This is a genomic window from Streptomyces sp. KL109B (assembly GCF_030766935.1).
Lineage (GTDB): Bacteria > Actinomycetota > Actinomycetes > Streptomycetales > Streptomycetaceae > Streptomyces.
Genome location: NZ_JASERL010000008.1, coordinates 343,164 through 355,659, shown reverse-complemented (window position 1 = coordinate 355,659; position 12,496 = coordinate 343,164). Strand labels below are relative to the sequence as shown.

The window sequence follows — 12,496 nt, the reverse complement described above, 5'->3', positions numbered from 1 at the left end:
TGGTCGGGGCCGTTGTCAGTGGCAGGCCGTAGCTTGGTCGGCATGAACGCCACTGAGCTGAGCGAAAGCACCCCCGCCGCGCCGCGGCAGGCCGTGTGGGCCGTCGTGCGCAGCGGCGGCGGCAGCGTCGACATCGGGCCGCTGCTGCTCGCCGCGACGGACACCGGTCTGGTGAACGTGGTCTTCCACGCCACCGACGCGGTGCGGGACAAGGCGCTGGACCGACTCGCGGCCCGGCTCGGAGCCGCGCCGGTCGAGGCGCCCGACTCCCCGCTGCTCGCCGAGGCGATACGGCAGCTCGCCGAGTACTTCGCCGGGCGGCGGCGCGACTTCGAGCTGCCGCTCGACTGGTCGCTGATCACCGGGTTCAACCGGGAGGTGCTGCGCGAGCTGGCCGCCGGGGTGCCGTACGGGGCGGTCGCCGGGTACGGGGATCTGGCCCGCCGGGTCGGGCAGCCGGGCGCCGCGCAGGCCGTGGGCATGGCGATGGGGTCGAATCCGCTGCCGGTCGTGGTGCCGTGCCATCGGGTCGTGGAGCGCGACGGCGGGATCGGCGGCTTCGGGGGCGGCCTGGAGACGAAGCGGAAGTTGCTCGCGCTGGAAGGGGTGTTGCCAGAGCCGTTGTTCTGAGACGGTCCTGGGCGGGGCGGACCTGCGGGGTCCGCTGATGCCGTGGGGTTCACAGGGGCGGGGGTTGTGCGTTGAGCACGGATGAGGGGCGGATCGGGCGGCCGAAGGACGCCTCGGCGCCAAGCCGGCGCGCGGTGGACGGCGGGCCTGCCGAGAGCCGAGGGCCGGACGAGGGCGGTGAGTCGGCCGAGAGCGACGGGCCTGCCGCGGGCAGCGACTGCGTGGGGAACATCGGCCTCGCCGAGGCCCTCGGACGCGGCGGCGGCATCGGGCGGGACACGGGGTCCGGACCCGCGCCGGAGACCGGGGCCCTGCAGCGGCGTACGCAGCGCGTGCTCGTCGCCTCGCAGATACTCGGCGGGCTCGGTACCGCCACCGGCGTCGCGCTGGCCGCCGTGCTCGCCAAGAAGGTCAGCGGGGACGAGGCGCTCTCCGGGCTCGCGTCCACGGCGAGCGTCGTGGGGTCCGCGGTCCTGTCGATGCCGTTGGCCTCGCTCATGAATGCCCGCGGGCGGCGCGCCGGCCTCGTACTGGCCTATCTGATCGGCACGTTGGGCGCCGTGGTGAGCGTCGTCGCCGCGGCGATCGGGAACTTTCCGCTGCTGCTCATCGGCCTGATGGGGTTCGGCGCGGCCTCCTCCGCCAACCTCCAGGCCCGGTACGCGGCCGCCGACCTCGCCGCGCCCGACCGGCGGGCCCGCGCCATCTCGACCGTCGTGTGGGCCACCACCATCGGCGCCGTCCTCGGGCCGAACATAGCGGCGCCCGCCGGTCGCAGCGTCTCCGGGCTCGGCATACCGGTGGAGGCGGGGCCGTTCGTCTGGGCGGCCGGAGTGTTCCTGATAGCCGCGGTCGTGGTGCACGTACTGCTGCGCCCCGACCCGCTGTTGACCGCGCGGGCCCTGGCCCCCGCCGAGGAGCGGTCGCCCGCCGCGCGTTCCATACGGGCGGGGTTCGCGGCCGTGTCCACGTCCCCGCGCGCCCGCCTCGCCCTTGTGACGGTGGCGGTGTCGCACACGGCGATGGTGTCCGTCATGTCGATGACTCCGGTGGACCTCGAACACCACGGCGCGGGCATCGAGTTGATCGGGCTCGTGATCAGTGGGCACATCGCGGGCATGTACGCGTTCTCGCCGATCATGGGGCGGCTCGCGGACAAGTTCGGGCGGCTCACCGTGATCGGGCTCGCGGTGGCGCTGCTCGCGTGTGCCGCGCTGCTCGCCGGGACCGCGGGCGGGCACCACGGGCAGAGCGCGGCGGCGCTGTTCCTGCTCGGGCTCGGCTGGTCGGCCGGGCTCGTCGCGGGCTCCGCGCTGCTCACCGACTCGGTACCGCAGGCCGCGCGGGCCGCCGCGCAGGGCCTGTCCGATCTGACGACGAGCCTGGCGGCGGGGATCGGCGGTGCGACGGCGGGCCTCGTGGTGGCGACGGCGAGCTACGCGTGGCTGAACCTGGCGGCGGCCTGCCTGCTGCTCCCGCTCGGGGCGCTCGCGCTGTTCACGCGGCGCACCCAACACTCGTAGCCGGAGAGGGAGTTCGTACGGGGATCAGCTCAAGGTGAGGACAGGGATCAGCTCAGGGTGATGTGGTACGCCTTGCGCAGCGTCTCGTGCACGGTCCACGTCGTGCGGTCGCCCTCGCGCAGCACGGCGGCCGTGCCGGGGCCGAGTTCCAGGGTCCCGCCGCCCTCGACCGCGACGGTGGCGCGGCCACTGACGACCACGAACAGTTCGTTGGCCTCGGTATCGGTGACCACGCCCGGCGTGATCTGCCAGATGCCGCGCAGCTGTTTGCCGTCGGCCGACTCCCACAGCACCGTGCCGGTGACCTCGGGGGTGCCGGAGACGATCTGGGCGGGGTCGAGCGGCTCCGGTTCGAGGTCCGCGTCGGGGACGTGGACGGCGAAGGAGCCGGGGGCGGTCGCGGGGCCGTCGTTCGTGGTCATGGGCAGTCACCGTAGATGACCTGCGCCTCTCCTCTCACTCGACGGCCTGTGACATACAACGCCCGCCGACTGGACGGCTCGTCGAGGCTTCAACGACCCCGCCCGGCAGGTCTCCTCAGAACGCCGTTTCGGTAGCAGACTCCGCCGTGCGCACAGCCGGAGCATCCGCCGTAGACGAGTCGACGAGTCACGAGCCGAAGGGACGGCGATCAGGCATGAGCGGAAACAGGGCAGTCGCATATCTCAAGCCGGGCACGGTGGAGGTCAGGACCATCGAGCACCCGACGCTTGAGCTGAAGGACGGGCCCGGGGTGGCCCCGCAGAACGTGGGCAGGACCTGTCGGCACGGCGTGATCCTCAAGGTGCTCGCCACCAACATCTGCGGCAGCGACCAGCACATGGTGCGCGGCCGCACCACCGCGCCCGAGGGCCTCGTCCTGGGCCACGAGATCACCGGCGAGATCGTGGAGAAGGGCCCGGACGTCGAGTTCCTGGACGTCGGGGACCTCGTCTCCGTGCCGTTCAACATCGCCTGCGGGCGCTGCCGCAACTGCAAGGAACGCAAGACCGGCATCTGCCTGAACGTCAACCCGGCCCGCCCCGGGGCGGCTTATGGCTATGTCGACATGGGCGGCTGGGTCGGCGGTCAGGCCGAGTACGTCATGATCCCGTACGCGGACTTCAACGCGCTGCGCTTCCCCGACGCCGACCAGGCGCGCGAGAAGCTCCTCGACCTGACCATGCTCTCCGACATCTTCCCGACCGGCTTCCACGGAGCGGTGACGGCGGGCACGAAGGTCGGTTCGACGGTGTACGTGGCCGGGGCCGGGCCCGTCGGGCTCGCGGCGGCGGCATCGGCGCAGCTGCTCGGCGCGGCCGTGGTGATCGTCGGCGACATGAACCCCGAACGGCTCGCGCAGGCCCGCAGCTTCGGCTGCGAGACGGTCGACCTCACGCGCGCCGCCGTGGAGGAGCAGGTCGCCGAGATCCTCGGCGTGCCCGAGGTGGACGCGGCCGTGGACGCCGTCGGCTTCGAGGCCCGCGCGCACGGCCCGGACGCGCCCGAGGCACCGGCCACGGTCCTCAACTCCCTGATGGGGCTCACCACGGCCGGCGGCGCGCTCGGCATTCCCGGCCTGTACGTCACCGACGACCCGGGCGGCGTCGACCAGGACGCGCGCACCGGGACGCTGAAGGTGCGGCTCGGCCGCGGCTGGGCGAAGAGTCACCGGTTCACGACCGGCCAGTGCCCGGTGATGGAGTACCACCGGGGCCTGATGATGGCGATCCTGCACGACCGCGTGCACATCGCGAAGGCCGTCAACGCGACCGTGATCGGCATCGAGGACGCGCCGCGCGGCTACGCGGAGTTCGACCAGGGCGCGAGCCGCAAGTACGTCCTCGACCCGCACGGCGCGCTGAACGGCGTCCGGCCGGTCTGAGGTTCCGCGGGGGAATTGGGCTCCACGGTGCGCTCCACGCGCGCGTGGAGCCCAATTTCCGGTTCGCGGGCCGTGCACGACCTGGAGGTGGTGCGGTCAGGTGTTTGAACGCGAGTCGCGTTCGCCAGGGATGTCAGTGGTGCCTCAGAGGTGACTCGTACGTGACAGCCAACTGGCAGGAGGCGGCGGCATGTTGATCGTTTCGGACGAGGTGCGGGACGCGGTCGAGGCGGGGCGCCCGGTGGTGGCACTCGAGTCGACGATCATCGCCCACGGGCTCCCGAGGCCGCGCAATCTACGGGTCGCGCACGAGCTGGAGCAGGCCGTACGCGACGAGGGCGCCGTCCCCGCCACGATCACGGTGCTCGACGGGCGGCCGCATGTCGGCCTGGACGAGCGGCAGTTGGAGCGGGTCGCGAGCGAGGACGGGTTCCGCAAGCTCGGCACACGCGATCTGCCGCCCGCGGTGGCGACGGGCGCGAGCGGCGCGACGACCGTGTCCGCGACGGCGCTGCTCGCGTCGCGGGCCGGGCTGCGGGTGTTCGCCACGGGCGGGCTCGGCGGGGTGCACCGGGGGTGGACGCAGACGCAGGACGAGTCGGCGGACCTGGGCCTGCTCGCGCGCACCCGGATCACCGTGGTGTGCGCGGGGGTGAAGTCGATCCTGGACGTGCCCGCGACGTTGCAGCGCCTGGAGACCCTGGGCGTGACCGTGGCGGGCTACCGGACCGGGCGCTTCCCGGGGTTCTACCTCGCCGACTCCGGTGAACCGGTGGACTGGACGCTGCACACTCCGGGCGAGGTCGCGGCGGTGATGCGGGCCCAGGACGGTCCGGCCGGGGGCGATACGGCGCTGATCGTCGCCAATCCCGTACCGGAAGCGGAGCAGTTGGATCCGGCGCTGCACGCGCGCGTGCTGGAGAGCGGGCTGCGGGAGTGCGAGCGGCGGGGCGTCGGCGGGCAGGCGGTGACGCCGTTCCTGCTGGACTACTTGGCGCGGCAGACGAAGGGCGCGTCCCTGGAGGCCAATCTGGCGGCGGTGCGCGGGAACGTACGGCTCGCCGGGCGGATCGCGGCGGCCTGGGCCGCGGCGTGACGGCAGCCGGGGGCGGGGGCCTGCTGGTGGTCGGTGACGTCGTCACGGATGTCGTCGCGCGGCACCGCGGGCCGCTCGCCACGGGTACGGACACGGTGGCGGCGATCCGTACGGTGCCGGGTGGCGCGGGGGCCAACGTGGCGTGCTGGGCGGCGTATTCGGGCTGCGAGGAGGTGGCGCTGCTCGGCCGGGTCGGCGCGGATTCCGCGCGCTGGCACGAGGAGGAGATCGTACGTTGCGGGGTGCGGCCGCGGCTCGTGGTGGACGCGGAGGCGCCTACGGGGGCGGTGATCTGCCTCGTGGACGGGGCGGCCGGGGCCGAGCGGACGTTCCTGACGGACAGCGGGGCGTCGCTGCGGGTGGGGCCCGGGGACTGGTCGCCGGAGCTGCTCGACGGGATCGGCTGGCTGCACCTGTCCGGGTACCTGTGTTTCTCCACCACGGGGCGGGAGTTGGTGTCGGTCGCGATCGCCGACGCACGCGCGCGTGGAGTGCCGGTGAGTGTGGATCCGGCGTCGGCCGGGTTTCTGCGGGAGCTCGGGGCCGGGCGGTTCCTGGCGCTTGTGGACGGCGTGGACGTGCTGGTGCCGAGTCGCGACGAGGCCGCGCTGCTGAGTGGGGTGGAGGGTGCGGAGGAGGCGGGGGCGAAGCTGAGCGGGCGGTTTCCCGTGGTGGTGGTGAAGGCGGGGGCGGCGGGGGCGTGTGTGGCGCGTGGTGGGGTGGTCCGTGAGCGGGTGCCGGCCCGGTGCGGGGTGGTGGTGCGGGATTCCACGGGGGCGGGGGACGCGTTCACCGGGGCGGTGCTCGCTGCGCGGCTTCGGGGGGAGGGGTGGCGGGATGCGGTGGGTGAGGGGTGCCGGGCGGGGGCGTTGGCGGTGGGGCGGGTGGGTGGTCGGCCGGGGTAGGCGGTGCCGGGGCGGCGCCGACGTTCCTGTTGCGCGGCACCGGGCATCGGACCTGTGCCGGGGTCGGCGCCCGACGTCCCTGTTACGCGGCACCGGCGCATCGGACCTGTGCCGAGGTCGGCGCCCGACGTCCCTGTTACGCGGCACCGGGGGCCGCCTTGCCCACCCTGCCGCCCAAGGCGGCAGATTGCCCAAGGCGGTGGCGCCCACCGTCAAGGCGCAGGTCACCCAAGGCGGGGGCGCCCAAGGCGGTGGCGCCCACCGTCAAGACGCACGCGACCCAAGGCGGGGCGCCCAAGGCGGTGGCGCCCACCGTCAAGACGCAGCCCCCAGGGCGGGTGGCGCCCACCCTCAATACGCACGCCACCCAAGGCGGGGGCGCCCAAGGCGGTGGCGCCCACCGTCAAGACGCAGCCCCCAAGGCGGTGGCGCCCACCCTCAAGGCGCAGGTCACCCAAGGCGGGTGGCGGCCACCGTCAAGACGTATGCCGCCCAAGGCGGGCGCGGGCGACTGCCCTGGACGCCTGCCCGGAGGGACGCCCCATTCCTACCCCTTCCTCCCCCACGCCGAAATCAACGGCGCCGTCGCCAGGTCCATCGAGCCATTGGCGACATTCGCCAGGTGCTGGTCGATCTCGTCGTTGGTCGCGAGGCCCGCCGTCACGAGCCGTTCGCGGATCTGCGCCACCGTCGCCGTCTCCAGCGCCGTGCAGGCCGGGGACGCCAGCGGGAAGTAGGCGTCCGCCTCGACCTGGCGCAGGCCCGCCGCGCGCAGCAGTCCGGGCAGCTTGCGGCCGTACGACAGGTCGGCGCCGCGCTCCGCGAGCAGCGAACGGAAGCCGTGGCGCAGGCGGTTGGCCAACTCCTGCGCGGGGCCCGTCTCGTCCGGGCAGAGCAGGGGCTGGAGCGCGGGGTCCGCGTCCTCTACGAGGAGCCGCCCGCCGGGGCGCAGCGCGCGGATCATCGACGCCAACGCCCGCTCCCGGTCCGGGACATGGACGAGGACGAGCCGGGCGTGCACCAGGTCGAAGCTCTCCGCGGGCGGCTCGTCGACGCCGATGTCGTGGCGGCGCACCTCGACGGGCGCGCGGGGCGTGGCGGTCTGCCAGGCCGTGTCGATGTCGGTGGCGAGGACCCGGCCGGTCGGCCCGACCTTCCGCGCGAGCCACGACACCACCGACGTACCGCCGGCCCCGACCTCCCAGCAGCGCCAGCCGGAGCCGATCCCCAGACGTTCGACGTGCCGGAACGTCGTCGGGTCGAAGAGGACCGAGAAGGCGTCGAAGCGCTGCCCGGCCTCGGCCTGCTGGTTGTTGAGGAGGTACGCGTGCTCACCGGATCGCATCATGAGCCGATCATCCCAGCCCAAACGGAAGATACGGAACATTGCGCAGCGGAGCGGAATCTTCCGTTCCCACAGGAGCCGACAGGGGTAGACGCGTTGTCGGTGGTCGCTGGCAGACTGGCCCACCAAGTCGACTTCAGGACGAGTCAGGGGACGAATCAGGGATGGGACGGGAGGGGCCGAGCATGTCGATGGCGGGCAATCTGCGCAAGGTCGGTGGCCTGCGCAAGGTGGGCGGCCTGCGCAAGGTCGCGCGACTCGCGCGGCGCAGTCCCAAGGTCGACCTGAGCCACCCGGCGCGCTCCCCGCTGGGCTCCGCGGTGGTGAACTGCGTGACGTACCGGGAGGGCGTGCGCGAGTCGGGCGACCGCGATCTCGTCGATTCGGTGCGCGCGGTGCGCAAGGCGGAGGACGGATTCGTCTGGCTGGGCCTGCACGAGCCTTCGGAGCTGGAGTTCGCGGACATCGCCGAGCTGTTCGACCTGCACCCGCTGGCCGTCGAGGACGCGGTGCACGCGCACCAGCGCCCCAAGGTGGAGCGGTACGGGCAGACGCTCTTCGCGGTGCTGAAGACGGTCTGTTACGTCGACCACGCGGAGCTGACCGCGACCAGCGAGGTGGTGGACACCGGCGAGATCATGGTGTTCCTCGGGCAGGACTTCGTGATCACGGTGCGGCACGGCCGGCACGGTTCGCTCGGCCCCGTGCGCGAGCGGATCGAGGCGGACACCGAGCAGCTCGCCAAGGGGCCGGCCGCGGTGCTGCACGCGATCGCGGACAGCGTCGTCGACGACTATCTGACGGTGATCGACGAGGTCCAGGGCGACATCGACGAGGTCGAGGCGGACGTCTTCGCGGCGAACGGCGCGAAGGCCGACCCCGGCCGGATCTACCAACTCAAGCGCGAGCTCCTTGAGTTGAAGCGCGCCGTGGTGCCGCTGTCGCGGCCGATACTGGAGCTCTCCAGCCGCCCCTACCCCGCCGTACCGCCCGAGATACAGGCGTACTTCCGCGACGTCTCGGACCATCTGCTGCGGGCGGCCGAGCAGATAGCGTCCTTCGACGAACTGCTCAACTCGATCCTGCAGGCCCACTTGGCGCAGGTGACGGTCGCGCAGAACGAGGACATGCGCAAGATCACGGCCTGGGCCGCGATCGTGGCGGTGCCGACGATGGGCTGCGGCGTCTACGGGATGAACTTCGAGCACATGCCGGAGCTGCACTGGCGGTTCGGCTACCCGCTGATGATGTCCGTGATAGCGGCGATCTGTTTCGTGGTGTACCGGGGCTTCAAGCGCAACGGCTGGCTGTAGCACGACAGTTGGGCCACGTACTCACCCGCTCCACGCCGGATGGCGCGGCTTGTCCGCGCGGACGACGACGTCGGCGCTCGCGGCGGGCCCGGTCTCGGCGTCGTAGCGCTCGAAGGCCGGGAGCGTCCACTGCTCGGGCTCGGGCGTACGTCGCCGCAGCGCGCCCTGCGACAGGCTCACGTGCACGGTCAGGTCGAAGGGAAACCAGTGGTTCAGGAGGAAGGGGCCATGCATCAACAGCACGCCGCCGGGCGGGAGCCGGACGTACTCGCTGCGGGTCGCGCGGTCCGTGGCCGGGTCCCACAGATCGGGCAGGACGCGGCCCGTGCCGTCCGGTTCGAGCGGGCCGAACACCTCGCGCCACAGGGCACCCGTGTCGAACCAGCCGCTGTAGTACGACTCCACGTCCCGGTGCCCGTACTCGAAGCGGAGCGAGGCCGGGCGCAGGAAGCCGTCCTCGGCGACCGTGAGCGAAGACCGGCCGCGGGTGCGCAGGGCCTCGGAGACGAGCGCCGCGAGTTCGCCGGGGCGCGCGGCCGGCGCGCCGTCGAAGGCGACCTTCGGCCAGGGGCCGCCGTCGGCCGGCTTCAGGTCGAGCAGCCGCTCGGCGAGGGCGTCGCCGAGCCGTTCCCAAGTGATCGCTTCGAGTCGCACGCACTCCATGATGCCGGGCGGGCCGGGGCGGGCATCACGCCCGTATGACCAGAGCCGTCCCGCGGCGACCCCCGTGCGCCACCACGCCGCCACCGCCACCGCCACCGCCACCGCCACCGCCACCGACGACCACCGCCCACGCCCCCGTCGTCTTCCAAGCGGTCAAGCGCAAGCGGTGCGGCGCCTGTCGGCGCGGGCCGCTCGGGCTGCTGGTCATGGAGCGCGGGCACCCGCGGTGCCTGGACTGCGCCGACCTGGGACACCTCGTGTTCCTGCCGCGCGGCGACACGGCGCTGACCCGCAGGGCCCGCGAGGAGAGCGCGCTGTCGGCGGTCGTCGTGCGCTTCCACCGGCGGCGCGGACGGTACGAGCGGCAGGGCGTGCTCGTCGAGGAGGCGGGGCTCGCGCGGGCCGAGGCGCGCTGCCTGGCGGACGCGGAGGCGAGGGCCAGGCGGCGGGCGCGGGACGCGGCGCGGCGGGCGGCGCGGGACGCGGAGTTCGTGGCGGAGTTCGCGGACCGGATCCGCCGGCTGTTTCCCGGCTGCCCCGAGGACCGGGCGGCGGCGATCGCCGGGCACGCCGGTGCGCGCGGCAGCGGGCGGGTGGGCCGGAGCGCGGCGGGGCGGGCGTTCTCGCAGGGCGCGGTCGTGGCAGCGGTGCGGGCCGCCGTGCGTCATGTGGACACGCCCTACGACCGGTTGCTGATGGAGGGCGTGCCCCGGAGGGAGGCGAGGGCGCGGGTGGCGGAGGCCGTGGCGTCGGTCATGGCGGGGTGGCGGGGACCGTTTCCCCCCGGAACCGTCACAACCGGGCCCGCTCGCTCAACGTAATCGTGAAATCACTGTCCACATCCGACAAACTGCGGCATGATCCCTCATGAAGAGGGGGGCGCATGATCGAAGGTCCGTATTTCTTGCTGGTCGTGTTGGGTGCCGTCTGGTGCGCGGTGAGTTCCGGGGTGTTCATCGCGTTCTCCACGTTCGTGATGCGCGGGCTCGGCGCGCTGCCCGCCGCGCAGGGGATCGCCGCGATGAACGCCATCAACATCGCCGCCCTCACACCGCCGTTCATGGTCGTCTTCCTCGGCGCGGCGGTGTTGTGCGCGGTGATCGCGGTCGTGACGTTCGTGCTGTGGCCCGACGCGGGCACCGTCGAGCTGCTGCTCGGCTGCGCGCTGTATCTGGCGGGGTCGTTCGGCGTGACGGTCCTGGCGAACGTTCCGCGCAACGCGGCGCTGGCCGGCCTCTCCGGCACCGAGGAGTCCGAGGGCAGCGCCGCGCAGTGGCGGGCGTATCTCGTCGAGTGGGTGCGGTGGAACCACGTACGGGCCGCGGCCGGGGCCGCCGCCGCGGCGCTGTTCGTGCTCGCGCTGACCTGAGCGTCCCGCCCCGAGGCCCCTTACCGCTCCGAGTCACCGCTCCGAGTTACCGCTCCGAGCCTGAGCGCCCCGACCCCGCCCGACGTATCGTGGCGGAAAGAGGAGCGAAGAGAGCCACAGCGCACGAGTACGGCGTAGGGAGACGGCCATGGCCGACCCCAAGGGCTTCCTCACCACACCCCGGCGGGACGCTCCGCGCCGCCCCGTCGAGGAACGGGTCCGCGACTGGGACGAGGTGTACGTCCCCGGCGGCTTGCTGCCGATCGTCGGCGCGCAGGCCGACCGTTGCATGGACTGCGGGATCCCGTTCTGCCACGAGGCGTGCCCGCTGGGGAATCTGATCCCGGAGTGGAACGACCTGGTCGCGCGGGACGACTGGCAGGCGGCGAGCGAACGGCTGCACGCCACGAACAACTTCCCGGAATTCACCGGCCGCCTGTGCCCCGCCCCCTGCGAGGCGAGCTGCGTCCTCGCCATCAACCATCCCGCCCGTCTCCCGCCACCACCCTCAACCGAGGCCCTGCGGGCCGCCCCTCCAAGTCCCGTGACCATCAAGAACGTAGAGGTTGCCATCGCCGACCGCGCCTGGGACGAGGGCTTCGTGACCGCGCAGCCGCCCGAGCGGCACAGCGGGCGGACCGTCGCCGTCGTCGGCTCGGGCCCCGCCGGGCTCGCTGCGGCGCAGCAGTTGACGCGGGCCGGGCACACGGTCGCCGTGTACGAGCGGGACGACCGGCCCGGCGGGCTGCTGCGCTACGGGATCCCGGCGTTCAAGATGGAGAAGCGCCAACTGGACCGCCGCCTCGACCAGTTGACGAAGGAAGGCGTGCGGTTCCGTACGTCGACGGAGGTCGGCGGGGACATCGGCGCAGCGGACCTGCGGGCCCGCTACGACGCCGTGGTGATCGCGACCGGCGCCACGGCCTGGCGCGAGCTCGACGTACCAGGTAGGGAGTTGGCGGGCATCGAGCAGGCGATGGAGTACCTGCCGTGGGCCAACCGCGCGTACGAGAACGGCCGGGAGCCCCCACCGCCACTCCCACCGGCACCGCTCAGCGCCACCGGCAAGCACGTCGTCATCGTCGGCGGCGGCGACACCGGCGCCGACTGCCTGGGCACGGCGGTGCGCGAAGGGGCCGCGTCCGTCACGCAGTTGGACATCTACGGGATGCCGAGTGAGGCGCGCGACGAGGATGCCGAGCCCTGGCCGACGTACCCGAAGCTGTACCGGCTCTCGGCGGCGCACGAGGAGGCCGGGGAGCTGCGGACGGCCCCGGCGGCCGACGCGGACGCCCGGCTCTTCGCCGCCGCCACGCTGTGCTTCACCGGGGACGAGGCGGGGCACGTGCGCGCGCTGCACCTCGTCGAGGTGGACGCGGCGCGCAGGCCGCGGCCCGGGACCGGGCGGACGCTGCCCGCCGATCTGGTGCTGCTGGCGCTCGGCTTCCACGGACCGGAGCGTCGATCCGGCGGCCTCGTCGACCAGTTGGACCTGCGCGTCGACCGGAGCGGCCGGCTCGCGCGGGACGCCGCCTTCGCCACGGACGTGCCGGGCGTGTTCGTCGCGGGTGACGCGGGGCGCGGCGCGTCGCTCGTGGTGTGGGCGATCGCCGAGGGGCGCGCCGCGGCCGCCGCGGTCGACCGCTGGCTGACGGGCCGCACCCGGCTGCCGGCACCGATCGGGGCGCACGACCGCCCGATGACCGCCTGACAATCGCCCGACAATCGCCTGGAGAATCGGGTAACACTCCGTCACATCCCGTGTCGACGCCCGGCGTTGACCTCCGT

General features: G+C 73.2%; 12 protein-coding genes. 9 read left to right on the top strand and 3 right to left on the bottom strand.

All coding sequences use genetic code 11. From position 1 onward, the window contains the following. The first annotated feature begins 42 nt into the window (after nucleotides 1-42). Nucleotides 43-630: a methylated-DNA--[protein]-cysteine S-methyltransferase gene (locus RBJ65_RS27255; protein WP_306322547.1), complete on the top strand. Its 588-nt coding sequence runs from the start codon at nucleotides 43-45 to the stop codon at nucleotides 628-630. Nucleotides 631-896: 266 nt separating this feature from the next. Continuing rightward, nucleotides 897-2,153: an MFS transporter gene (locus RBJ65_RS27250; protein WP_306322633.1), complete on the top strand. Its 1,257-nt coding sequence runs from the start codon at nucleotides 897-899 to the stop codon at nucleotides 2,151-2,153. A 47-nt stretch (nucleotides 2,154-2,200) separates the two neighbouring features. Here the strand turns inward: RBJ65_RS27250 and RBJ65_RS27245 are convergent, their stop codons facing one another. Next, entirely contained in the window at nucleotides 2,201-2,575 is a 375-nt protein-coding gene (locus RBJ65_RS27245) for a cupin domain-containing protein (protein WP_306322546.1), read from the bottom strand. A 215-nt stretch (nucleotides 2,576-2,790) separates the two neighbouring features. On the opposite strand from RBJ65_RS27245, the gene fdhA reads away from it, so the two are divergent. From fdhA to RBJ65_RS27230, 3 genes are all read left to right on the top strand, one after another. Next, on the top strand, nucleotides 2,791-4,017 hold the full coding sequence (gene fdhA, locus RBJ65_RS27240) for a formaldehyde dehydrogenase, glutathione-independent (protein WP_306322545.1): 1,227 nt from the start codon (nucleotides 2,791-2,793) through the stop codon (nucleotides 4,015-4,017). Between the two features lie 190 nt (nucleotides 4,018-4,207). Then, the gene (locus RBJ65_RS27235) at nucleotides 4,208-5,113 is read left to right on the top strand and encodes a pseudouridine-5'-phosphate glycosidase (RefSeq protein WP_306322544.1); all 906 of its coding nucleotides are present in this window, start codon (nucleotides 4,208-4,210) and stop codon (nucleotides 5,111-5,113) included. Then, on the top strand, nucleotides 5,110-6,018 hold the full coding sequence (locus RBJ65_RS27230) for a carbohydrate kinase family protein (protein ID WP_306322543.1): 909 nt from the start codon (nucleotides 5,110-5,112) through the stop codon (nucleotides 6,016-6,018). The genes RBJ65_RS27235 and RBJ65_RS27230 overlap by 4 nt, the downstream gene beginning before the upstream one ends. Before the next feature lie 547 nt (nucleotides 6,019-6,565). Here RBJ65_RS27230 and RBJ65_RS27225 read toward each other — a convergent pair. Next, the gene (locus RBJ65_RS27225; protein WP_306322542.1) at nucleotides 6,566-7,366 is read right to left on the bottom strand and encodes a methyltransferase domain-containing protein; all 801 of its coding nucleotides are present in this window, start codon (nucleotides 7,364-7,366) and stop codon (nucleotides 6,566-6,568) included. Nucleotides 7,367-7,548: 182 nt separating this feature from the next. On the opposite strand from RBJ65_RS27225, the gene RBJ65_RS27220 reads away from it, so the two are divergent. Next, nucleotides 7,549-8,676: a magnesium and cobalt transport protein CorA gene (locus RBJ65_RS27220; protein ID WP_306322541.1), complete on the top strand. Its 1,128-nt coding sequence runs from the start codon at nucleotides 7,549-7,551 to the stop codon at nucleotides 8,674-8,676. Between the two features lie 21 nt (nucleotides 8,677-8,697). Here RBJ65_RS27220 and RBJ65_RS27215 read toward each other — a convergent pair whose 3' ends face one another. Further along, nucleotides 8,698-9,339 carry a uridine kinase gene (locus RBJ65_RS27215; RefSeq protein ID WP_306322540.1) on the bottom strand — a complete coding sequence of 214 codons (642 nt, stop codon included), beginning with the start codon at nucleotides 9,337-9,339 and terminating at the stop codon, nucleotides 8,698-8,700. Between the two features lie 35 nt (nucleotides 9,340-9,374). Between RBJ65_RS27215 and RBJ65_RS27210 the strand changes: the two genes are divergently transcribed. From RBJ65_RS27210 to RBJ65_RS27200, 3 genes are all read left to right on the top strand, one after another. After that, the gene (locus RBJ65_RS27210) at nucleotides 9,375-10,160 is read left to right on the top strand and encodes a DUF2293 domain-containing protein (protein WP_306322539.1); all 786 of its coding nucleotides are present in this window, start codon (nucleotides 9,375-9,377) and stop codon (nucleotides 10,158-10,160) included. 62 nt (nucleotides 10,161-10,222) lie between these two features. After that, a complete protein-coding gene (locus RBJ65_RS27205) occupies nucleotides 10,223-10,708 on the top strand; it encodes a DUF1772 domain-containing protein (RefSeq protein WP_306322538.1) in 486 nt (161 codons plus the stop codon). Between the two features lie 148 nt (nucleotides 10,709-10,856). Then, nucleotides 10,857-12,419, top strand: coding sequence for a glutamate synthase subunit beta (locus RBJ65_RS27200; RefSeq protein ID WP_306322537.1), 1,563 nt, complete (start codon nucleotides 10,857-10,859; stop codon nucleotides 12,417-12,419). The last annotated feature ends 77 nt before the right edge of the window (nucleotides 12,420-12,496 follow it).

What these genes read in the sequence shown, in the direction of transcription:
- RBJ65_RS27255 (WP_306322547.1), top strand. Translation starts at nt 43, where the DNA reads ATGAACGCCACTGAGCTGAGCGAAAGCACCCCCGCCGCGCCGCGGCAG.
- RBJ65_RS27245 (WP_306322546.1), bottom strand. Translation starts at nt 2,575, where the DNA reads ATGACCACGAACGACGGCCCCGCGACCGCCCCCGGCTCCTTCGCCGTC.
- fdhA (WP_306322545.1), top strand. Translation starts at nt 2,791, where the DNA reads ATGAGCGGAAACAGGGCAGTCGCATATCTCAAGCCGGGCACGGTGGAG.
- RBJ65_RS27235 (WP_306322544.1), top strand. Translation starts at nt 4,208, where the DNA reads ATGTTGATCGTTTCGGACGAGGTGCGGGACGCGGTCGAGGCGGGGCGC.
- RBJ65_RS27225 (WP_306322542.1), bottom strand. Translation starts at nt 7,366, where the DNA reads ATGATGCGATCCGGTGAGCACGCGTACCTCCTCAACAACCAGCAGGCC.
- RBJ65_RS27220 (WP_306322541.1), top strand. Translation starts at nt 7,549, where the DNA reads ATGTCGATGGCGGGCAATCTGCGCAAGGTCGGTGGCCTGCGCAAGGTG.
- RBJ65_RS27215 (WP_306322540.1), bottom strand. Translation starts at nt 9,339, where the DNA reads ATGGAGTGCGTGCGACTCGAAGCGATCACTTGGGAACGGCTCGGCGAC.
- RBJ65_RS27210 (WP_306322539.1), top strand. Translation starts at nt 9,375, where the DNA reads ATGACCAGAGCCGTCCCGCGGCGACCCCCGTGCGCCACCACGCCGCCA.
- RBJ65_RS27205 (WP_306322538.1), top strand. Translation starts at nt 10,223, where the DNA reads ATGATCGAAGGTCCGTATTTCTTGCTGGTCGTGTTGGGTGCCGTCTGG.
- RBJ65_RS27200 (WP_306322537.1), top strand. Translation starts at nt 10,857, where the DNA reads ATGGCCGACCCCAAGGGCTTCCTCACCACACCCCGGCGGGACGCTCCG.